General features: G+C 70.4%; 14 protein-coding genes and 2 pseudogenes. 11 read left to right on the top strand and 5 right to left on the bottom strand.

Annotated features, from left to right (window positions below):
• Positions 1-26: 26 nt before the first annotated feature.
• Complete coding sequence (locus tag ACZ4TV_RS14495) at positions 27-752, top strand: maleate cis-trans isomerase family protein (RefSeq protein WP_468134489.1); 726 nt, start codon at positions 27-29, stop codon at positions 750-752.
• Positions 753-788: 36 nt separating this feature from the next.
• Here the strand turns inward: ACZ4TV_RS14495 and ACZ4TV_RS14490 are convergent, their stop codons facing one another.
• From ACZ4TV_RS14490 to ACZ4TV_RS14475, 4 genes are all read right to left on the bottom strand, one after another.
• A complete protein-coding gene (locus tag ACZ4TV_RS14490) occupies positions 789-1,169 on the bottom strand; it encodes a hypothetical protein (RefSeq protein ID WP_468134355.1) in 381 nt (126 codons plus the stop codon).
• Positions 1,170-1,355: 186 nt separating this feature from the next.
• Positions 1,356-2,189: an NAD(P)H-binding protein gene (locus ACZ4TV_RS14485; protein WP_468134353.1), complete on the bottom strand. Its 834-nt coding sequence runs from the start codon at positions 2,187-2,189 to the stop codon at positions 1,356-1,358.
• A 287-nt stretch (positions 2,190-2,476) separates the two neighbouring features.
• Complete coding sequence (locus tag ACZ4TV_RS14480; RefSeq protein WP_468134351.1) at positions 2,477-6,001, bottom strand: NB-ARC domain-containing protein; 3,525 nt, start codon at positions 5,999-6,001, stop codon at positions 2,477-2,479.
• A 24-nt stretch (positions 6,002-6,025) separates the two neighbouring features.
• Positions 6,026-6,334 (bottom strand): hypothetical protein, encoded by a 309-nt coding sequence (locus tag ACZ4TV_RS14475; protein WP_468134499.1) that lies wholly within the window; start codon positions 6,332-6,334, stop codon positions 6,026-6,028.
• A 13-nt stretch (positions 6,335-6,347) separates the two neighbouring features.
• Between ACZ4TV_RS14475 and ACZ4TV_RS14470 the strand changes: the two genes are divergently transcribed.
• From ACZ4TV_RS14470 to ACZ4TV_RS14455, 4 genes and pseudogenes are all read left to right on the top strand, one after another.
• Complete coding sequence (locus ACZ4TV_RS14470; protein ID WP_468134349.1) at positions 6,348-6,677, top strand: hypothetical protein; 330 nt, start codon at positions 6,348-6,350, stop codon at positions 6,675-6,677.
• Positions 6,678-6,807: 130 nt separating this feature from the next.
• Positions 6,808-7,389 (top strand): hypothetical protein, encoded by a 582-nt coding sequence (locus ACZ4TV_RS14465; protein ID WP_468134347.1) that lies wholly within the window; start codon positions 6,808-6,810, stop codon positions 7,387-7,389.
• Positions 7,390-7,556: 167 nt separating this feature from the next.
• Positions 7,557-8,183 (top strand): hypothetical protein, encoded by a 627-nt coding sequence (locus ACZ4TV_RS14460; protein WP_468134345.1) that lies wholly within the window; start codon positions 7,557-7,559, stop codon positions 8,181-8,183.
• A 412-nt stretch (positions 8,184-8,595) separates the two neighbouring features.
• Positions 8,596-8,736, top strand: a pseudogene (locus ACZ4TV_RS14455) (hypothetical protein); the annotation flags it as partial.
• A 443-nt stretch (positions 8,737-9,179) separates the two neighbouring features.
• Here ACZ4TV_RS14455 and ACZ4TV_RS14450 read toward each other — a convergent pair.
• Positions 9,180-9,416, bottom strand: coding sequence for a DUF6233 domain-containing protein (locus tag ACZ4TV_RS14450; RefSeq protein WP_468134343.1), 237 nt, complete (start codon positions 9,414-9,416; stop codon positions 9,180-9,182).
• A 57-nt stretch (positions 9,417-9,473) separates the two neighbouring features.
• Here ACZ4TV_RS14450 and ACZ4TV_RS14445 point away from each other — a divergent pair, with 57 nt between their 5' ends.
• The 6 genes and pseudogenes from ACZ4TV_RS14445 (at position 9,474) to ACZ4TV_RS14420 (ending at position 22,076) form a co-directional block, all read left to right on the top strand.
• Positions 9,474-9,668, top strand: a complete 195-nt coding sequence (locus ACZ4TV_RS14445; protein WP_468134341.1) for a hypothetical protein — start codon at positions 9,474-9,476, stop codon at positions 9,666-9,668.
• 60 nt (positions 9,669-9,728) lie between these two features.
• Positions 9,729-10,331, top strand: coding sequence for a DUF4241 domain-containing protein (locus ACZ4TV_RS14440; protein ID WP_468134339.1), 603 nt, complete (start codon positions 9,729-9,731; stop codon positions 10,329-10,331).
• Positions 10,332-10,900: 569 nt separating this feature from the next.
• A pseudogene (locus ACZ4TV_RS14435) lies at positions 10,901-12,751 on the top strand (DNRLRE domain-containing protein); the annotation flags it as partial.
• A gap of 168 nt (positions 12,752-12,919) precedes the next feature.
• Complete coding sequence (locus tag ACZ4TV_RS14430) at positions 12,920-14,947, top strand: amidase domain-containing protein (RefSeq protein WP_468134487.1); 2,028 nt, start codon at positions 12,920-12,922, stop codon at positions 14,945-14,947.
• The gene (locus tag ACZ4TV_RS14425; protein WP_468134337.1) at positions 14,944-15,474 is read left to right on the top strand and encodes a hypothetical protein; all 531 of its coding nucleotides are present in this window, start codon (positions 14,944-14,946) and stop codon (positions 15,472-15,474) included. The genes ACZ4TV_RS14430 and ACZ4TV_RS14425 overlap by 4 nt, the downstream gene beginning before the upstream one ends.
• A gap of 374 nt (positions 15,475-15,848) precedes the next feature.
• Positions 15,849-22,076: an RHS repeat-associated core domain-containing protein gene (locus ACZ4TV_RS14420; RefSeq protein WP_468134485.1), complete on the top strand. Its 6,228-nt coding sequence runs from the start codon at positions 15,849-15,851 to the stop codon at positions 22,074-22,076.
• The last annotated feature ends 61 nt before the right edge of the window (positions 22,077-22,137 follow it).

Here is a 22,137-nt window from a genome sequence, read left to right as displayed (position 1 = left end):
AGATCGTGCCGAGCTCCAACGTCACCATGGAAACCGAAGTCCCCGCCATCCTCCGGGCCCGCCGGGCCGTCGCGCCCGACGAGCGCTTCACCTTCCACTCCAGCCGGATGCGCATGACCCACGTGACGCCGGAGCAGCTCAAGGCCATGGACGCCGACTCCGACCGCTGCGCCGTGGAACTCTCCGACGCCAGGGTCGACGTACTGGGCTACGCCTGCCTGGTCGCCATCATGAGCATGGGCCTCGGCTACCACCGCACCTCGGAGCGGCGACTGCACACCCGAACCGCCGAGAACGGCGCACCCGCCCCCGTCGTCACGAGCGCCGGAGCCCTCGTCCACGGCCTGCACACCATCGGCGCCAGGAAGATCGCGCTGCTGGCCCCCTACATGCGCCCCCTCACGCGGACCGTCGTCGACTACCTCACGAACGAGGGCATCGAAGTCCTGGACTACCAGGCCCTCGAAATCCCGGACAACCTCGACGTCGCCGCCCACGACCCGGCCCGGCTGCCGGGCCTCGCGCGGGCGCTGGAGTACGCCGACGCGGACGCGGTCGTGCTCTCGGCCTGCGTGCAGATGCCGTCCCTGGGCGCCATCGAGGAGGCCGAACAGCTCCTGGGCAAGCCGGTGGTGTCCGCCGCGGTCTGCACCGCCCACCAGATGCTGCGCGCCCTGGACCTTCCCGCCATCGCTCCGGGGGCGGGCCACCTGCTGTCGGGCGCGTACGCCGAGGCACCCCTGCCGGGGTAGCCGCTGGGGGCCCGGGGGTGGGGGAGGGGCGGTCGCCTACGGCAGCGGCGGCACCGTGTACCTCGGGATCGAGGGGTCCTTCGGGTCGAAGGGCGTCGGCTTCCAGACCATCGTGGGGGAGTGGGTGGGCGCCGGAGGCGGGTTCGGGCCCCGGTGCGGGTTCTGCGGGATCTGCGACGCACGCGCCGTGGTCCGCTGCGGCGTCGGCCCGGCCGCGCCGGTGGCCGGCGTTTTCGGCTCCACGGGCGGAGCCGTGACTGAGGGCGCCGGCTGCGACACCGAGGGGGACGGCGGGGCCGACGCCGAGTCGGGGCTCGCGGTCGGCGCACCCGGCTTCTCCGCCGCCGGAGGAGTGGCACCGCCCCCGCCGCCGGAACAGCCGCTCAGCATCAGGCCGCCCACCAGCACCACCGTCACGACCCCTGGCACTCTGCCGCTGGCACTCACGCCCACCACCCACCATCCCCGTGCTGCTCACCCGATCGACGCGGGCGATCGTAGCTCAGCCCCGAGCGCCCGACCCCGGCAGGATGATCGTGACCCCTCGCACCGCGGCCGTGCCCAGCACGGCCGGCGCCGCGGGGGCCTGGTGAGCCTGCCGTTTCAACGGAAGGCGCTGGCGTTCTCTGAGGCCCACTGCTGGAACGGGCGGGCTGGCGTTCCGGTGACCTGTGAAACGGTGTCGCGCACCATCAGCAGCTCGTCGTTCACGTCTCCGCCCGTGACGTCGAGCACCGCGTCCGCTGCCTCGGGCCCGAAGACCGCGGCCATCTGTGCGCGGGCCTGCTGGCGGCTGATTTCGGCGAAGGGAACCTCCCGACCCAGTGCTGCCGCGATGGCCTCGACCTGCTGTCGGGCGGTCACCGGTTCTGGACCGGTCAAGGCATACGTGCGTCCGTGGTGGCCGGGCTCGGTCAGTGCCACGCGTGCCACCGATGCGATGTCCGCGGGGTGGATGGTCGGCAGCGCGGTCTCGGCGTACGGCGCGCGGACGGTCTCGTGGCCACGGATGGAAGCGGCCCACATCAGTGCGTTCGAGGCGAACTGCGTCGGCCGCAGGATCGTCCAGGCCATGCCGCTTGCCTCGAGCAGTTGCTCCACCGCCCGGTTCTCGCCGGCGGGGCCGAGGTGCGGATGCGTCTGGACGGTGATGGACGACACCAGCACCACATGCTCCACGCCCGCCTGATGGGCGGCTTCGAGGATGTCGGCGTCCGAGCCCAGACGCGACACGAGAAACAGCGAGCGCACCCCCTCCAGCACGGGCTTCAACGAGGCCGGCTTCGCGAAGTCGCCCTCCACGGCCTCGACCGCTTCGGGGAAGACGGCCCGTGCGGCATCACGGGTGAGTCCTCTCAGCGGCCCGACACCGCGAGCGTGCAGCTCCTTCAGCAGGGCACTGCCTATGTTTCCAGTGGCTCCGGTCACGAGGATCACGGGGCGTGTCTCCCGTCGTCAGATGATCAAGTAGGTGACACGCTAGAACCTCAATCACGCTTCGGGTCAAGAAGACGCCTGGCCGTGCCCGCGGCTGGGCACGTTCATCCGTACTCGGTTGGGCATGTTCACGTGTACGCCGGCACGTGCGGAGCCGTAGGACGGCTTCGGCTCGGCGACGTGCACGAAGTCCAGCAGCACGTGCGGCGTGACGCCGCGTCGGCCGGCCTCGGGGTGATCAGGTCGGCCCACTCAACGCCGGTCGCATGCGCCACCCCGCGTCCACGTCATGGACAGAACTCGTAGGTGTACAAACCCCGTTCACCCGCCGCCAGCAGGCGCCGGCCACCCGGCAGCCAGGCACAGCCCGTCACAGGCGTCTCTGCGCGGACTGCCGCGACCGTACGGCCCGTGGCCTGGTCCCACACCCGCAGCATGCGCCCGGCCGTGGCGATCCATGCCCCGTCCGGGGAGATCGCCAGGGCCTGGACCCCATCCGGGTCGTCGGTGAAGGATCCGGTGGACCGGCCGGTCACGGGGTCCCGCAGCCGCACCGCCTCGTTCCACCCGGCGGTGGCGTACCAGCTGCCGTCCGGTGCGACGGCCACGGCGGTCAGCTCCCCTGCGCACACGACCTCGTGGCGGACCCGGCCGGTGGCGGTGTCCCACACGAGCACCACACCCCCCGCGTGCTCCGTCTCCCTGCCGACGGCGGCCAGCCAGCTGCCGTCCGGGGAGACGGCCAGCGCGTTTGGCCGGCGGAGGCGGCCGCTGAGAGTGGCGGTACGGGTTCCCGTCGCGCGGTCCCAGAGCTGGATGGCGCCCCCGGCGTCCGCGACGGCCAGCCAGGTGCCGTCGGGGGCGGCGGCGAGCGCCCGCACCTCGGGGGCGCCGGTGTCGTAGACCGCCTGCACCTGCCAGGACCCCTCCGGGTCGTGCAGCGCCACCCGCCCCCGCTCTTCCGCGACGGCGCACCAGCTGCCGTCCCGGGGCAGGGCCACCGCCCGCACCGGCCGCGGCGACGGTTCGTCGCCTGCGCCGCCGGTCCGCACCCGCGGCAGTGGGCGCGGCAGGCGCCCCACGCGCGCCCGCCGGAACTCCACGGTCCCGTCGGCCGTGGCGGTGACGGTAAGGCCGTCTTCCGCCGCCACCGCGAGCGCGGTCACCGGCCCGCGGTCACCGGCGGACCCGGTGTTCCGCGTGCCCGCGGCCCAGATGCGGACCGTCCGGTCGTGGCCGGCACTGGCCAGCCACCGGCCGTCCGGGGAGACTGCGACGGTCAGCACCGCACGGGAGTGCCCGAGGTGAACGGCCATGGCCTCACCGGTGTGCAGGTCCCAGGTCCGTACGGTGCCGTCCTCGCCCCCGGAGACCAGCCACCGGCCATCCGGGGAGACGGCCACCGCGTGCACCTGCCTCCGGTGCCCGCGCATCCGGGTGACGAGGCGGTGGGTGCCGCTCTCCCACACCGCCAGCGAGCCGTCCCTGCCCGCCGCGACGAACAGGTTCCCGTCGGGGGTGAAGGCCACCGCGTTCACCGGCCTGGGCGGGGCAGGTCTGGGCCGAAGGGCCCAGGTGAGGTCCCGGTCGACGACCTGGACCCCCCGGCTTCCGCCCAGCACCAGCCGTTCCCCGTCCGGGGAGACGGCCACACAGGTGTAGGGGGTGTTCCCGATGTCCGTCCTGTGGATGCTGCCGCCACCGCGCGCATCCCAGATCTCCACCTTCCCGGCCGAGTTCACGGACACGATCCAGGTGCCGTCGGGGGAGATCGCCAGGGCCTGGACGGGGTTGACGACCAGCCCCGTCGGCCCGATGACGAGTGTCTCCTCGGTATCCCGCCCCACCGGCCTGAGGTGGATACGGCCGTCGTACTGGGCCGTGGCGAGCCAGGTCCCGTCGGGAGAGACGGCCAGCGCCTGGAACCGGTATCCCGGCACGTCCACGGTGAACCGGCCCCCTACGGCAGGGTCCAGACCGCGCGCCATGCCGTCCCACCCGACCGTGACGAGCGAGCTGCCGTCCGGTGTGAAGGCCAGGGCCTGCACCGGGCCGCGGCTGTGGCCGGTGAGGGTCCGCAGCAGGCTCGGGTCGGGGAGGTCCGGCGGGCGCTCCGCGTTGCGCAGCAGGGGCCGCAGCCCGGGGTCCTGCTGCCGGGCGGCGATCTGTTCCCGCCAGTGCGGGAACGGCTCCAGGCGGCTGTGCAGGACGTTCGTCAGCAGGCCCGGCGGATCGGTGGGGGTGAGCAGATGCGCGGCGCGCGTGAGGTCGTCGGCCAGGGCGGCGGCCGCGTCGGTGGGCACCGCCGACAGGTCTCCCCAGGCCGCCAGCGGACCCCGCTGGTGAACCCGGGCCTCCACCCAGCGAATGTCCCCGGCGACCCGTTCGGCCTCCTCGGTCCGCCCGGCCGCGAGCAGGTGCTCGACGAGATGGTCCAGGAGGTATCCGTCGGCGGACTCCCAGGGGCGGGTGCCGGCCGTGCCGGCGAGGATGCCGTGCAGCCGGACCAGCGCGTCCGGCCCCAGCTCGCCCCGCAGGTAGTCGCGGAGCACGTCGTGCAGGGTGATCCGGCCGCCACCCTCGGGACTCAGCGAAATCAGCGAGAGACGGCTCAGCTCGGTGCACAGCGCCCGGCCGGCCTCCTCGGTGAGCCCGCCGGTGGCCTCCCACAGCCGCAGCACCAGCGGCACCGGGACCGCCTCGTCCTCCACGAACACTGCGAGCTCGGCCAGCCGGAGCGCCCCGCCGGGCTGCCGGAGGAGGCTGGTGGCGGCCTCGATGGTGGCCCGTACGGCCCTGGCCCGGCGCTCCGGATCGTCGAGGTCCAGCGACTGTACGGGCCCTTCCCCGGCTGCCGGGCCACCGGAACGCAGCCTCTGCAGCGCACGCCCGGCCGTCATGGCCGGGTCGGCTCCGGTGGCCACGTGCTCGGCGATCAGCCGGTTGGTCAGGTGCAGCAGCAGAGCCCACCGTCCGGTGGCGCGTACCAGTCCCCGCACCAGCTCCTTGGGGAGCTCAGGCAGTTGCCAGGTCAGTACCGCCCGGGCCTGGTCCGGTGACATCTCGTCCACCCGTACCCGCGTACTGCCGGGTGGCAGCAGCGCGGGGATCCGGGTGGTGACCAGCCGTACGCACCGCTCACCGCCCCGCAGGAAGGGGTCGAGCTGGTCGGCCTCCCACACGTCGTCCAGGACGAGAAGGATCCGCGGCCGGGCGTCGAGCAGCCGCCCGAGATGGTCCCCGGCCTGGTCCGGGTGGGCAAACGCGGTGGTGTCCCCGGTGATGAACCGGGTCACCTCGGCCACCTTGGCGGCGATGGCCTCGCGCCCCCGCACGTCCCGGCCGACCGTCACCATGTACACCCGCCCCTTGAACCGCCTGCGGACCCGGCGGTCGGCGCACACGATCGCCGCCAGGGTGGTCTTGCCGAAGCCGCCAGCGCCTTCGAGGGCGGTTGTGATGCCCACAGCCCGGCCGCCGGCGCCCCGTCGACCGCAGACCGCGGCGACGGCGGCGCGAGACTCGTTGCGGTCGATCACCCATTCCGGGACGGGCGGGGGTGCGGGTGCCGGTAAGTCCGCTGGGGTGGAGCCGCCGCTGGAGAGCAGCACGGTCACCACGGCGAGCACCACGGCCCCGGCCCCCAGTCCTGCCACCCAGGGCCAGGGATCTTGCCGGATCCCGTCGAGTAGACCGGGCCAACGGGCCTGGGAGGTAGCAGCGTTGGCCGCGAGGGCCGCCAGTGCGGCCACAGCCGCTGTGAGGGCGCCCGTCAGGCACCCCGTCACCACCTTGACCACCGCGCCGCGCATCCCCCGTACCTCCTGGGCGGGAGGTTAGCGCCGCCCGCGCGCCCCTCGTAGGGGTACGGCCAAGGAACTGCTGGAGCCGAGCACCCGCACGGACGCGAGGAACGCGCGGACCAGCTCGTAGAACTCCGCGTCGATCGACGACTTCGGCAGCGCCTCCGCCTTCGCCTCCGCCTTCGCCTCCGCCTTCGCCAGATCGGCGGCCGACGCCTCGGTGACGTACAGCTCGGCGGCGGTCTCCGGGAGCTTGCCCGCGAACGCGGCGGCCTCCTCGACCCGCCGGTGGAACGGGAAGCCGCACTTCGGCGATCCAGGACCGCTGCTTGAGCAGCTCAACCCCGGAGACCAGGTGACCGGCACCGTCTGGCGGGGCGACATCATGGCCCTCGCCGAGGGGGACGTCCGGCAGAACACCGCCGACGAGCCCCGCGACGAAGCTCCGATACTCGCCGGCATCGGCACGTACGCGGGTCTGGTAGCGGCCCTGGGCCTGTGGTTCGGGGCCGCACGACTGACCGGGCGACGTCGTCTGCACGAGCCCCACACCTGGCGCGGGCTCGGGCGGCCGCTGCTCATCGCCATGGCGGTGTCTGCGCGGCCGTGGCTGTCAGTTGCGCAGCTTACGGCGGACCGCGGCGGCGGGCGCTGGACCTGTGCGGCGGGCCGCATCATTCGATGAAGTAGGCGTCAGGTCGATGTGAAGATCATTGCGCGTTGTCATGCGCGGCTCAGGAGCAGGTAAGGGCTGCCGGGCGCCGAGCAGTCTGTGTGAGACTCCCTCTCATTGATCACTCGGGGGGAGTTTCGCGTTGAACGCGCTGTTGAAGAGGGTGTGGATCGGGCTGGCCGCGACCTTGATCGTGAGTCTGGCCGCCGTGGTCCTGCCCGACCACATCCAGATAGACGACGACGGGCGCATCCACCTGGGCGCGCCCGCGCCCACGCCGTCCCCGTCCACGGCGGCGCCCACACCGGAGTCCACGTCACCGCCCCTCACACGGGACGCCGTGGACGAGGTGATCCGGACCGCGGTCAGCGCGGCGGGCCTCGACCCGGCGCAGGGCCGCCCGACCGTCGCGGCCGGCGCCAACTCGAACAGGACGGGCTGGATGGCCGTCCGCGAGAAGACCGCCGCACAGTCGGAGATGAACGCGATCTGCGCCGACCTGGAGCGCCAGGGCTGGACGCTGAACCCGAGCGGCGACCGCCCCGACGCCTCCCGCAGCTACAAGCGCGGGGGCTGGTACCTGCTGGTGAGCACGCGCGGGAAGACCCAGGCGCCGTCCACCACCTCCGCCTTGACCGACTCGCAGACCTACCTGACCCTGACCGGGCTCCAGCTGAACCTTTCCGACATACCCCTCCCCGAGATCACCGTCCGCATCGGCTGACCCCTCACAGAAGAGCCCCCACCGTCTTCCCGCCGCCCAGGTGAGCCGGGCGGTCGCCGGCCACGAACGGGGGGACGGCGAGAGATAGGCGACAGAAGCAACTACCGTATTGGCATGCCGACAGTTTTCCCTGTCATTCAGGACCTTCCCGCAGGTAAACTTGTCGCATGGATGATGCAGTGGCGATCCCCACCCCCGACAAGAACGACGACAACTTCTGGCCTACCGTCATGACTCAGGTGGACCCCGCCTGGAGCGAGCCCACCGAGGACGACGCGTTCACCATGGACGACAAGGTGCTCGACGCGGTCCGCGCCCTGGCCGAACGGATCTCGACGCGTGCGCTCGCCTATCGCACCGCCGGCAAGCCCTTCGACACCGCACTGATGGCCGCGCCCGATGTACAACTGGCGCTGCTACGGGCGCTGTACGAAGCCAAGCGGTCTGTCGACCGGCTGGCGGAGAGCGCTGCCACCGTCGCCGGCCGCAGCGGGGCCAGCTACACCCAGCTCGGCGCGGCCTGGGGCGGCATCAAGCGCCAGTCCGCCCGCCTCAAGTGGCCCCACGCGGTAGCCAGGAAGTCCGCCAGCGAGTCCATCCCCCTGCGCTACGCAGGCGGCGCCGCCGTCATCCACCATGACCCGGATGCCGATGCCTGGTGGTACACCGCCACCGCCGCGAACCACCGGGACGAGGAGTCAGAGGCCGTTTACAACACCTCCGCGCAGGCCATCGCGGGGGCGACCGAGTTCCTCTTGGCGCATGCCCAGCCCGCCGCCAAAGAGTCGGCGTGATCTTGCCCGGAGTACGGCCGGAGTAGCGGGGGCGGGCGGGGTTACCGCCATCGCCGGAGGCGCTGTGCCGGTACGGCGCCGACTGGACCGCGACCCAGGATCCGCTGGAGACGAGGGCCGCCACTCCGTTCTTCGGGGGTAGCGGCCTTTCGTCGTGTTGTCCGGCCTCCTCCAGCGGACAGGACGGGTGAATCCGACCTCGCGTACGCGAGCGCGCGGCTCGTGCGGCGCGCTTTCAACTCGCCTCAGTGCCCCCACGGAATGCAAAGACGTGCACGGTAATGTCCGCGGTCCGGGATGGAGCCAAGGAGCAGCGGCCGGCTTGGAGTCTTTTGTCCGGCTCTTGTCGGGTGTTCCTTGCAGCACAGACGCTTGGGCTTGCCCCGACGTCTCAAGTCTTCGTCGGTACCTCATGACCGCTGTGGTCCTGCTGCTGCTCGCTCTGCTGAAGAACTCCGAGCGCCGGGCCGAACACGCCGTGCAGCGCAAGCTGGACGCGATCGCGGCATGGCTGCGTCCTCCCGTCGGGGCCGCGTCGCCGACGGGAGGATGATCCGCCGCTGACCATGGCGAACGCCCCGGTCAAGACGACGGTGGCGGGGTGGTCACTGAGGCCTGCTTCGCTCCGTGTCAGGACTCATCGTGGACGGCTCGAGCTCGTGTGGCCTGTGGCGGTAGTAAAGCGGAAAGACGATAAGCAGGATCGCTGCTGCCGCGAGGGCCCGGATCCAGGGGGCGCCGCCCACCAATTTCGTGAGGTGCGATATGCCTATTGCGTAGAAACATGCCCACAAGAGAGCGGGCGCTGCGGCGGCAAGCCGCCGCTTGAAGCTGATTGCGATCTGGTGATCGGGGGTGGACATGGTGTGCTCCTCCCTTTCGGCGGATTGCGGCTGTGACGCTCTTCCATGTACTCAGAATGAGCGCCACCTGCCGGTGGCCCGAGTCCCGGAAACCAGTGACTTGACAGTACGGGGAGGGGTTCTCTCTGCCCGGTCACTCCAGCACTCCGAGCGCGGTGTCGGGTCGGCAGTGGACGCAGGCGGCCACGCCTTCGGCCAGCAGCCGCCGTATCTGCTCCGGGGTGGCGGGGGCGCGGCGGTAGCCTTCGGTTGACGGCGGGAGACAACCGAAACCGATCACGCCCATCCGGTGCGTCAGGTTGGTCGGCGGCAGTGAACCGGGCCCGGTGTACTTCGATGTCGGGAGCGGTCCGAACGTGCCGTCGACCACGCACTGGTCGGCCTACGACAGCCGGGCCCGCCGTCCGCCGCCGAGGCCCTCTGGGCGGTGTGCGCGTGCGGATGGCGCAGCGCGTACCCCCTGGACTGGGACACGATCGGCGACCAAGCCCTGTACGAAGCGGACGTCGACCTCGCGGGACCGCTCGCGGACTGGACTGCGCACCTGTCCGTCGTCTGCGACGCTGCCGTGCCGCTGTCGAGCCGTTGGCCGCGCTCCTGGTCGAGATGGCCGGGCAACTGACCGCCACGGCTACGGCCGCGCCGTTGGCCGCCCTGCGCGCCGCCGGGGTGCTGGAGAGGATTGACCACTATTCGTGTACCCAGTGGCCGGCTCGTTGTGGATGCGCCCTGGGACGACGATAACGTCTGGCGATACGCGCAAGGGGTGCCGACGCGTCCCCCGCTGGAGCTGGCGGTGCGCATTCCCCCGGGCGTCTACCCGGTGGAGATCGCGTGGACGGCGGGCCCGTACGAGTTCTTCGGCGAGCAATTCGACGGCGTGGAGTGCGCAGCGACGCGTCTGCGTATCGGCGGTGACCCTGTGGCCGGGTGGGAGATCGGCCTGGGTGTCGCTGACGACATCGACCGCCTTCCGCCAGGGGAGGACCTCGGTTCGCAGCCGACCACAAACGTCGGCTGCTTCGCCGACGCCGGCGCGTGGACGACCCTGTCCGCACCATTTCGCACGTGCGTGGACGGCCGGTGGGAACCGCGTGGAAGCGGGCCGCTGACGGACGGGTGCGGGCGGATCAGTGACGAGTCGCAAGAGGCCGACCTGGTGACGTTCGGGGAGCGGAGTCAGGCGGCATCGTCTGGTTGGGGCGGACCGAGACCGGCGACGTGGCCGCCATTGTCGTCACCAGTGGCTTGTCCGGCGCCGAAGCGTGACCTCTCGCGGCTGTGACTAGGGCAGAGAAGTCATCGAACATGTTGCCGATATGGGGTCGGCTCAAATCCGCTCTCCCAGGAGTGCCGAACCCGGCTTGTGGAGCCACAGCAGAAGCCCGGCGCCCGTGGTTTCTCAATCTTTGGCTATGCGTACTTCCAGTTCGGGGTCGACTCTCTCGTGAGTCTGAGGCAAAGGCCTGCGCCAGCTCGATGTCATGGGCCCCCGCCCCGACCCCGGCGTGGTCTATCTTGCACCAGCAGGCAGTGTTCACCGCTGAGTTCACGGCGATCTGCCCCTGGTCCGTCCAGAACACCCTGCAGCCAGAACCCAAGTTGTGCGCATTTCCACTGCAGCACGCCCCCTGGACGAGAGCCGCGTCGACAGCGTCGGCCACGACACCCCTGGTCTCCACCTCGGACGGGTGTCAGCTGCGGGAACACGTTTCAGCCGCGGCGTGAATTGCGTCACTGGGCTGTGGGTTGTGTCCCCCATGTCCGTTTGCTGGCACGAACTGGCTGGTCAGGGCGCTACGTTGCTCCCCTCGTACCTGGTTCATCGGGTACTCGCAGAAAGACCGAGGAAGTATGGCTACTCGCTTCTCCGCGGCAAGACGCCGCGGAAGAGGGCCCTGGGGGACTACCCACTGGATAGCGGGCGGAGCGGCACTCATCGTGACCGCCACCCTGATCCAGAGCTCGCACCCGGCCGACGCCGCTCCGGCCGCGGCCAAGTCCGGCGCCGTGACCGAAGAACTCAACCTGGCGCGCGCCCGGGTGGCCGCGCGGACGGCCGGCCACCGCGTGGAAGCCGTCTCGGAGCGGTCCGAGACCTCCACCACGTGGGTGAACCCGAACGGCACGCTCACGACCGAAGTGGCCGCCGGGCCGATCCGCTTCTACGACCAGAGCGCACGCGCCTGGCGCGGGGTCGACGTGGCCCTGGGCCACGCCCCGGACGGGTCCGTCGCGTCCAAGGCCCACCCGCAGGGCCTGAAGCTGGCCGCGGGCAGCCTCCCGCGGATGGCCAAGGCCGCGCCCCAGGCCGCGCCGTCCGTCAACTACATCAGCACCGACCTCGTCACGCTGGGCGAGGGCGACCAGCAGATCACCCTCAAGTGGAAGGGCGCCCTGCCGTCCCCGAAGCTCGACGGGGCCCGCGCCGAGTACACCAACGCCGTCCCCGGCGGTGACGTCGTCGTCGAGGCCACGCGCAGCGGCTTCGAGCAGTTCGTCGAGCTGAAGCAGCGCCCGGCCGGCGGGAACTACTCCTACACCCTGCCGCTGGTGGCCAAGGGCCTGAAGGTGGAGCAGCAGGCCGACGGCAGCGTGCAGTTCACCGACCGCAGGAGCAAGAAGACCGCGGTCATGCCGGCGCCGGTGATGTGGGACTCCACGGTCGATCCGGTCTCCGGCGAGCACACCCGCAAGGTGCCCGTGGCCATGAAGGTCGTCCATGGCAAAGGCATGGTCGACCTGGTCGTCACCCCGGACGCGAAGTTCCTCGCGGACCCGGCCACCAAGTACCCGGTGACCGTGGACCCCTCGACCTCCTCACTCGGCAACGTCTTCGACACCTACGTCCAGCAGGGCGAGACCGTCGACTGGTCCAACGACACCGAGCTCGACCTGGGCAACCCCGGCACCAAGAACGCGGACGGCACCTTCCGCACCGCGCGTTCGTTCATCACCTGGAACACCGCACCGATCGCGGACGCCCTGGTCTCCGACGCCAAGCTGTCGCTGTGGAACTTCCACTCCGGGAACACCGACTGCGTCGCGCAGCCGTGGGAGGTCTGGAGCTCCGCCGCCGCGAGCACCGCGTCGCGCTGGACGAGCCAGCCCGCGATGGGCACCAAATACGCCACCTCCACTGAGACCCGCGGCAACCCCGGCTGCGGTTCGGCACCGGACGGTTGGATCAACGCCGACGTGACCACCCTCGTGCAGACGTGGGCGTCCGCGAAGGCGCCGCTGTCCAGCATGGGCCTGCGCGCCACGTCGGAGTCGGTCGTCGGGCAGTGGAAGCGTGTCAACTCCGCGAACGCCGCCTCCAACCCGCCGAAGCTGACGGTGACCTACAACTACCGGCCGCAGACCGGCACCAAGCAGGAGGCCGGCCCTCCGTTCGTCCAGGACATGACCCCCGCCTGGCGCGTCGAGACGACGACGCCGACCCTGCGCGACACGTTCGCGGACAAGGACGGCGACACGGTCAACGGCACCTTCCAGATCTTCGACGCGGCCACCAACACCCAGGTCGGCGGCAACCTGGTGTCACCGTTCGTCCCGGCCGGCACCCCCGCTTCGGTCATCGTACCGGCGGGCGTGCTCCAGCACGGGCGCATGTACCGCTTCCGTACCTCGCCCTACGACGGCACGCACTACAGCAACAGCTGGTCCCCATGGTCCAACTGGACCACCTTCACGGTCAGCCCCCTGCCCGACGCCCCCCGCGACCTGCAGGCCGGCGCTCAGCAGACTCTGACGCCCATCCTCTCCACGGTCGTCTCCGACGCGTCTCAGGGCCGGGTGAGCGCGGAATTCTCGCTGAAGGACTTCTCCGGCAACCCGGTGCCCGGCCTGACCCTGCAGCCCGTCTCGCAGATGAGCGGCGGTCGCGCCGCGCTGCAGGTCCCCGAGGGCAAGCTGACGGACGGCGCGACCTACCGGTGGTCCGTGCGCGCCTGCACGGGTGTGGGTTGCTCGGCCTGGTCGGCGGAGCAGAGTCTGACGGTCCGCGTCCAGCCACTGCCTCAGATGCCTGCCACGCAGTCCCTGACTGTCACCAGTAGCGCCCTCACAACCGTGTCGGCGCCCACCGACTGCGACACGCCGGGCTGCGCCACCCTGCCGAACGACCAGCTACGGATCGGCACGGCCGACGGCCGCCTGTGGGCCACTCACCTGAAGGCTGATCTCGGTGCCCTTCCCAAGGGAGCCCGGGTCACCTCTGCCAAGCTCGTTCTGACCAGGTCCGACTGCACCACGCAGTGCGTGGAGCAGAAGCCTGAGGTGTACGAGCTGTCCTCTCCATGGACCACCGCGCAGAGCGGCAAGGAACTCCTCACCGCCGCCGGCGAGGAGAAGTACACCTCCGACACCGCGCTGCCGGAAATCGACTTCGGCGTCCTGGTTCAGTCATGGACCGACCGCGGCGGGAACGAGGGGATGGCGCTCATCGTCCCCGGCACAGCAGCTGCAGCGGCCTACCACTCGGGTGCGGCGGCGGACGCTGCCAAGCGACCCAAGCTGACCATCGAGTACCTGCCGCCGACCGCCCCGGGAGCCGTCAGCGAGGTCGTCGCCGTTCCGGGCGACACAGGGCTCGTCGCCACGTGGAACGCTCCCCTGGACAGCGGCACGACCGGTGACCTCACCTACGTGGCCGAGGCCGAGAGGAGCGACGGCTCCGTCGTCGGTACCTGGGAGGGACCGACACCGCGCGCCGTCTTCGGCGGGCTCGACAACGCCATCTCCTACCGGGTCGCCGTAACGGCCAAGAACGCCCTGGGCAGCGGTCCCGTGTCCCGGTCCGCGCTGGCGCGCGGCGCCACCGTGGCCGGCGGAGCCGCGCAGTACAAGGACTATGTCCAGGCGTACCTGAACGCACGCAACAAGGTCATCATCGGTACGAGCCTGACCGCCGCGGACGCGGCCGCCGAATCCCCGCATGGAGCGGTTTTCGGCGAACTGCTCGGCATGCAGGAGGCCACCCTCGTCGGAGCCCGTGAGGCCCTGGCCCCCAGGAACCAGTCCTACGTCGGAGCCACCTCGGCCCTGACGGAGGTGGTGGCGGGCACCGATGCCGTCACCGGACAGCCGGTGCTGAGGGCCACCGTCTCGGAGACGATGACGATCCGGATCGACGGCGCCGACCAGGTGTCGGAGAACCAGAACGCGAAGCGGTACCTGTTCTCGGTGTCCGGTGCCACCGTCAAGCTCCAGAACGAGTCCGACGACGGCCAGGCGGGTCAGACCCTGTCGGCTACGGCGGCCGCCGCCACCCAGGTGATGGCCACCCCGGCCGACGCCGTCGGTCCGCCGGCCGACGAGACGGGAGCGCTGACGCTCGGCACGGACGGCTTCCCCACAGGCGAGGCACCCGCAGAGGGCGTCCGCACGGCGTCCTACGCCGCGTCGTACATCAACGGTCTGGGCACCGGCAGCTGGGCGTACAACAACACGGGCGTCAAGTGGGAGTACAAGTACGACTGCGCGAACTTCGTCTCCAAGGCCCTCTACTACGGTGGAGGCATGAAGATGCGGTCGGGCTGGTACAAGCGCGACGACGTGTGGTTCAAGAACCCCTGGTGGAACAGCTGGCCGGTGAAGGCCAGCTACACATGGTCGGGGGCCGACAATCTGCGCCGCCACCTGGCCTGGAACCGGCCAAGCTACTTCATCACCAATGTCTACTACGTCCGCAAGGGCGACATACTCTTCTTCAAGTACAAGGGTGACAGCGTCTACGAGCACGCCGCCGTCGTCACCGCCAATTACAGTGGACGGATCCACATGGCCCAGCACGGCGGACCCGCCCACACCACATTGGACGACGCCATCGCCCGCAACAAGCGCACTTCCGAACCGATCGTCTCGATCGTCGTGATCCGCCCGACAGGGGCGCGATGAGGGCGGTTCCGGCCGTACGGGCTGTCGTGGTGGCTGTCCTGGCAGCGGTGGGTCTCAGTGCCTGCGGTGCCAATGATGACGAGCTCCAGTACGCGACGGACTACGCCAATCACGAGCCGCTGGGCGTGGTCGGGTATCCCACGTCCGACTCCCTCCAGGTCACGCAGAACCTGGTCTGGCGGCTGGCCGACGGCCGGACCGACGAGCTGGAGTCGCTCGCAGCCGATGCCGATGGAGCGAAGGGTGAGGTCGAGAAGACCGCGCAGAACTGGATTCAGGCCTTCCAGAAGGGGGCTGGCGGGAAGGTGACCGCGGAGTTCTACGACGAGGGGTCCGTTCGGCAGTTCGTCGTCGTGTACTTCCACGACACCGCGCAGGTCAAGGGATTCTCGGTCCGCCTCACCGGAAGCACCGGAGAGGGCGGCTGGCGCGTGGACATGCGTGAGCCGGACCCGAAGGAAGCCTCGGCGGCTCCCGATTGGGTTCCGAAGACTCCCGGGGGCCTCGGCTCGAAGACACCGCGTTGAGATAGCCGGAAATTTCCTCCTGAGGGGCGTCGTTCCGTGGATCGTTCCACGAGGCGGCGCCCCTTCCTGCTGGCGAGAACAGGCTGGTCAGAGGTGGTGTGGGTGCATTGGTCGTGAGCAGGCGCCCATTCTGCTCACCTTTCCATAACGCTTGATCAGATACGAGTACGCCATGGGCTGTTCTGTCCGCTTTGGAGTCTGAGGCTCCAGTTAGGTTCTGATCCGCACCGGCCATATTCGGCCATGTGCCTCGTGGTTCTCTCTCTGGGGAAGCAGTGAATTTTCGTAGTAGACCCGGCACCCGCTGGTGGGGTGGCCGGGCATTGACGGCTGGTCCCGTGCGGCTGGGTGTCACCGCAGCCGGTACGGCGCTGGTGGTAGCGGCTTCGGCGCTGCAGGGCCCCGGGACCGCCTTCGCCACCGGGACCCAACAGGCGCCCGTGGGGCAGGTCGGGACGGCCCCGGCCACCACGGCCGCAGACATACCCTCGGCCCGCGTAGCCGCACGTTTGTCGGGCCAACGGGTCGAAGCCTTGTCGGAGCGTTCGGAGACGTCGACGACGTGGGTCAACAAGGACGGCTCGCTGACCTCGGAGGTCGCGGCCGGCCCGATCCGGTTCAAGGACGCGGCGGGCCAGTGGCGTGATGTCGACGTCGACCTCACCACGGCGCCCGACGGCTCTGTGACGTCGCAGGCACACCCGCAGGGGCTGCGGCTCTCGGGGAAGAAGGGGGCGAAGGCCCGGTCGCTCAGCGCTGCCCAGTCCACGCCGGGCACCGACCTGGTGACACTCGGGCAGGGCGACGAGGCGATCACCCTGCAGTGGCGCGGCGGATTGCCGACCCCGGTGCTGGACGGCACCCGCGCCACCTACCCGGACGCGGTGCCGGGCGCGGACGTGGTCGTCGAGGCGACCCGTACCGGCTTCGAGCAGTTCGTCGAGGTCAAGGCCAAGCCCGAGGCGAGCTTCGGCTACACGCTGCCGCTGAAGACCAAGGGCCTCAAGGTCGAGCAGCAGCCGGACGGCAGTGTGCTGTTCACCGACAAGAAGTCGAAGCAGACGGCGACGATGCCCGCCCCGGTCATGTGGGACTCGACCGTGGATGCCGCCTCCGGTGAGCACACCCGGCGGGCGAAGGTCGGTCTGAAGGTCGTCAGGACCAAGGACGGTGTCGACCTCGTCATCACCCCCGACGCTGCCTTCCTCGCCGATCCGGCCACGAAGTACCCCGTGACCGTCGACCCCTCGACGTCCTCGCTGGGCAACCTCTTCGACACCTATGTCCAGCAGGGCGAGACCGTCGACTGGTCCAACGACACCGAACTCGACCTCGGCAACCCGGGCACGAAGAACGCTGACGGCACCTTCCGTACGGCGCGCTCCTTCATCACCTGGAACACGGCACCGGTCGCCGACGCGCTGATCTCGGACGCGAAGCTGTCGCTGTGGAACTTCCACTCCGGGAACACCGACTGCACCGCCCAGCCCTGGGAGGTGTGGACCGCCAACGGCCCCACCACCGCCTCCCGCTGGACCAACCAGCCGGCGATGGTCACCAAGATGGCCACCTCCACCGAGACCAAGGGCAACCCGGGCTGCGCCACGCAGCCCGACGGCTCGATCAACGCGAACGTCACCAATCTGGTCCAGCACTGGGCCAACAACAAGTGGACTTTCTCCAGCATGGGCCTGCGGGCCACGGACGAAACCAACATCAAGCAGTGGAAGCGGGTTAACTCCGCCAACGCCGCCACCAACCCGCCCAAGCTGACGGTCACCTACAACTACCGTCCGCGTACCGGCACCAAGCAGGAGGCGGGCGCCCCGTTCTTCTCCTACGGCGGTGCCTACGTCGTCAACAGCGTCACCCCGACGCTGCGCGACACGTTCATCGACGCCAACGGTGACAAGGTCCAGGGCGCGTTCCAGATCTTCGACAACGCCACCAACGCACAGGTCGGCGACGTCCTTCGATCGTCCTTCGTGCCCTCCGGCCAGGTCTCCTCGGTGACCGTCCCGGCCGGTGTCCTCACGGACGGGAAAACGTACCGCTTCCGTACGTCCCCGTACGACGGCACCCACTACAACCTGGGCTGGTCGGCAGAGAAGACCTTCACGGTCGACACCACCGCCCCGCAGCCTCCGTCCCGCGTGGTCTCCACGGACTACCCCACGAGCGGCTGGGTCAAGGGGGCCGGACAGGTTGGCACCTTCACCGTCACACCGCCGCCGGGTTCCGACCACCAGTGGATGGAGTGGTCCCTGGACGGTGTGACATGGACGAAGGTCGCGACCAACGGCAGCCCCGCCGACGTGGCCCTGTCCGTCACTCCGCCCAACAACGGCACGCACGCCATCGAGGTGCGCTCCGTGGACAAGGCGGACAACAAGTCGCCGGCCGTCGAATACACCTTCCACGCCGGACCGGGCGGGTTCCTGCAGCCAGCGGACGACGAGAGTACCGCGCGCCGCATCACCCTCGCCGTCGAGGGCGACGCCGCCCGCTACGACAAGGTCTCCTTCTCCTGGCGCCGTTCCGAGGCCGACGCCTGGACGCAGATTCCCGTCACCCACGTTACGTCGGGCGGAGCACCGCTGGCTGCGTGGCCCGTGCCGCTGACCGCGGGCAAGAACGCGCCCCTCGTCTGGGAGGCCACGAGTACGGTCGACCCTGACGGCAGCATCCAGATCAAGGCGGACTACACCGGTCCCGCCTCCGCATCCGGCAGCACCGCGCCCCTCTCTGTCATCGTCGACCGTGACGGCGACGGAGCCGCGGCGACTCCGGTCGGCCCCGGTTCGTTGAACCTCCTCACCGGGGACCACCGCCTGTCCCAGACGGACGCGGCCTACTTCGGCATCGCCGTCGGCCGCACCTCCTCCTCGCGCGACCCGCAGGCGGGCGGACAGGCCGGCCAGGCGCCCGTTTTCGGCAACGAGTGGATCTCCGGCATACAGGCGGAGGCGGCCGCCTCCGCGTTCAGCCACGTCCGGCGGATCTCGGACACCGCCGTCGCGGCCGTCGGGTCCGACGGCGGCGAAACGCACTTCACCGCCAACGCGGCACGAAGCGGGTGGATAGCCCAGGCCGGCGCCCAGCAGCTCAGCCTCCAGGGCTCAGTGACCACCGACTTCACGCTGTCGGAGCCCGACGGCACGATCACGAAGTTCACCAAGCCGACCCCCGCTTCGCCGACCTGGCAGGTCTCCAGCACGCAGATCGAGGGGATCTCGGACTCGACCACCACGGTCGTCTCCGAGACGGTCACCGTCGGCACCGAGCAGCTCGCCCGGCCGGCGAAGGTCATCGCACCGACCTCGGCGATCACCGCGAGCACCTGCAACGCCACCCCCTCCACCAAGGGCTGTCGCGTCGTGGAGTTCGTCTACGCCACGAGCACCACGGCGACCACGCTCGTCCTCGGTGACTTCACCGGCCGGGTCAAGGAACTCCGCCTCTGGTCCACCGTCCCAGGTGCGGCGAGCGCCACCGCCAAGACCGTTGCGACCTACCGGTACGACAACGGCGGCCGTCTGCGCCAGGAGTGGAACCCGAACCTTCCGGAGACCGCCAAGACGCAGTACGCCTACGACGCGGCCGGCCGCGTCACCTCGCTCACGCCGGGCTCCGACCTGCCTTGGACCCTCACCTACGGCAAGGCCGGCACAGGGAGCGCGGCCAGCGACGGCATGCTCCTCAACGCGTCCCGTTCCGCCCTGAAGCAGGGCACCGCAGACGTGCAGGAGGGCACGGCGACCACCTCGGTCGTCTACGAGGTGCCCCTCACGGGCGGCTCCGCACCCCACAAGATGGGGGTGAACGACGTCAAGGCATGGGGTCAGGCCGAGGGCCCAACCGACGCGACCGCGGTCTTCCAGGCGGACGCCGTCCCGGCCTCGCACGTGGGAACCGGTCTCGGTGCCGGCGACTACGGTCGCGCCACCGTCCACTACCTGGACGCGTCGGCACGCAAGGTGAACACCGCCCAGCCGGGCGGCCACATCAGCTCCACCGAGTTCGACCGGTTCGGCAACACCGTCCGCGAGCTGTCCGCGGGCAACCGCGCCATCGCGCTCGGCATCGGCTCCCAGGCCGCTGCCGTCCACGCCGACCTCGGCATCGGATCGCTGCCCACCGCGGAACGCGCCGAACTGCTGTCCACCCGCACGGTCCGCAACAGCACCGGGACCCGTGAACTGGCCGGCTTCGGACCGCTGCACAGGGCAACCCTCGCGCAGGACCTGAAGAGCGGCGCCACCACGCTGGTCGCGGCGGGCACCTCCGTCATCGCCCGCGCCTGGACGGTGTCCGAGTACGACGCGGGACGTCCCACCGACGGGTCCGCGGTCATTTCCGACCAGATCACCCGACGGACGGTCGGAGCCCAGGTGCGCGAACACCCGTCGGTGCACGCCGACACGCGCGTCTCCCAGACCGTTTTCGACTGGACTCGAGGTCTGGCCGTCCAGGAGATCCAGGACCCCTCCGGTCTCGCGATCACCACGACCACCGAATACGACGCACAGGGAAGGGTGACCAAGAAGATCGCTCCCGGTGGCACCGGGAACGACGCGGCCACGACGGTGACCACCTACTGGTCCGCCACCGGTATCGGCACCTGCCAGGGCCGTCCCGAGTGGGCAGACCGGGTGTGCTCCACCGGCCCCGGCGGCGCCATCACCGGCGGCGGTTCGAACCCCACCGCGCGGACCACCCGTACGAGCGAGTACGACTGGTGGGGCAACACGGCCAAGATCACGGAGAGTGCGAACGGCGCCACGCGCACCATCGCCACCGCGCACGATGCCGCCGGCCGGCCGACCACGGTGACGGTCACCGGCAACGGCGGTCAGGCGGTTCCCGAGGTGACCACCGAGTACGACGCCGTATCCGGCCGTGCGACCAGGACCGCGTCACCCACCGGCGGCACCATCACCAAGTCGTACGACAAGCTGGGCCGCCAGATCTCGTACGCGGACGCCGACGGTGGCACCACGAGCGTCTCCTACGACGTTCTCGGCCGTCCCGTCCAGGTCGCCGACAGCGTTCCCAGCACGCGTACCTTCACCTACGACCACACGGCCGAACCGCGCGGCCTGGCGACCAAGGTCGTCGACTCCGTGGCGGGCGCCTTCACGGCGGCCTACACCCCCGACGGCAGCGTGGACAGCGAGACGCTGCCCGGCGGCTACCGGCTGAAGAACGTGGAGGACCCCTCGGGCGGCCGCACGCAGCGGACGTACACCCGCGACAGCGACGGAGCGATCGTCTATTCGGACACCGTGACCAACACCGTGCACGGCCAGGCCGCCACCCGTTCCGGCTGGTCCGAGCAGGAATACGGCTACGACGCGGTCGGGCGGCTCACCACCGTGGCGGACACCGCGGAGACCGTGTGCACCACGCGCTCGTACGCCTTCGACCGGCGCAGCAACCGCACGGCGCAGGTCACCGCCTCCGCCACGCCGGGCGCGGCCTGCCCCACCTCGGGCGGGACCGTGCAGGACCAGTCCTATGACACCGCGGACCGTCTCGTCTCCGGCGGCCGCACCTACGACGCCTTCGGCCGCCTCACCACGCAGCCCGGCGTCACGGGCATCGAGTACTACGCCAACGACCTGGTCCACCGAGAGACCGTGCCCGGCAAGCGCCAGACCTGGCAGCTGGACGCCGCGCACCGCTTCCGGTCCTGGACGGTCGAGTCGGGTAGCGGGTCGACGTGGGTGCAGAACGCCGCCCGCGTCAACCACTACAACAGCGACTCCGACAACCCGAGCTGGATCGTCGAGGACGCGGCCACGGGCCAGGTGACCCGGAACGTGGACTCGCTCAGCGGCGGCCTCACGGCGACCACAGGCAAGACCGGCCAGGTCGTGCTCCAGCTGTCCTCGCTCCACGGGGACGTGGCGCTCCAGCTACCGCTGGACTCCGCGGTCGCGCCCGTGGTCCTCGACACGGACGAGTACGGGCAGCGCCGGGCCGGGAGCCCGTCCACCCGCTACGGCTGGGTGGGCACCGACCAGCGTTCCGCGGAGACGCAGTCCGGCATGGTCCTGATGGGGGCGCGGCTCTATGATCCCGCCACCGGACGGTTCACCTCGGTCGACCCGGTCGAAGGCGGCAACGCCAACGCCTACGACTACTGCTCCGGCGATCCGGTCGGCTGCAAGGACGTCAGTGGAAACTTCGGCATCAATGACATCTGGCACGAGGCGAAGGCGTGTGCCAGGTATTGGTGGGCCTGCTGGGGCGTGGCGGACGTGAGCTGGTGGGCATCCCAGACGGCCAAGAACGCCTACAAGGACTCCAACAAGCAGAACGCCTACCGGCACTGCATCTGGCAGGCGATGCTCGTGTGGGACTTGGGCCACACGATCGCCAAGGCGTTCGGTGACGCCCACGAGGTCAAGCACCGGTACACCAAGAACAGGAAGGACCGGGCCGACTCCATGGCGGACTTCCACAACAACAGGGTGGGACGCAGCATCGGCTCACAGATCACGGCGTGGACGCGCTGGGGTGCCCAGAGTGCCGCCTGCAGCCGCTGCCAGCGGGCATGGAACACGGGGAGGATGGCCAACCGCGGCGACTACATGTGACCGACCGCGGGGGGGGGGGGGGGGGGGGGGGGGGGGGGGGGGGGGGGGCTTCCCCCCCCCC

Source organism: Streptomyces sp. NPDC028910, from assembly GCF_055564955.1.
Note: the sequence above shows the minus strand (reverse complement) of the source record. Positions and strands in the feature narration are given on the sequence as shown.

What these genes read in the sequence shown, in the direction of transcription:
- ACZ4TV_RS14460 (WP_468134345.1), top strand. Translation starts at nt 7,557, where the DNA reads ATGGATGATGCAGTGGCGATCCCCACCCCCGACAAGAACGACGACAAC.
- ACZ4TV_RS14430 (WP_468134487.1), top strand. Translation starts at nt 12,920, where the DNA reads ATGAGCGGCGGTCGCGCCGCGCTGCAGGTCCCCGAGGGCAAGCTGACG.
- ACZ4TV_RS14425 (WP_468134337.1), top strand. Translation starts at nt 14,944, where the DNA reads ATGAGGGCGGTTCCGGCCGTACGGGCTGTCGTGGTGGCTGTCCTGGCA.
- ACZ4TV_RS14480 (WP_468134351.1), bottom strand. Translation starts at nt 6,001, where the DNA reads ATGCGCGGCGCGGTGGTCAAGGTGGTGACGGGGTGCCTGACGGGCGCC.
- ACZ4TV_RS14495 (WP_468134489.1), top strand. Translation starts at nt 27, where the DNA reads ATGGAAACCGAAGTCCCCGCCATCCTCCGGGCCCGCCGGGCCGTCGCG.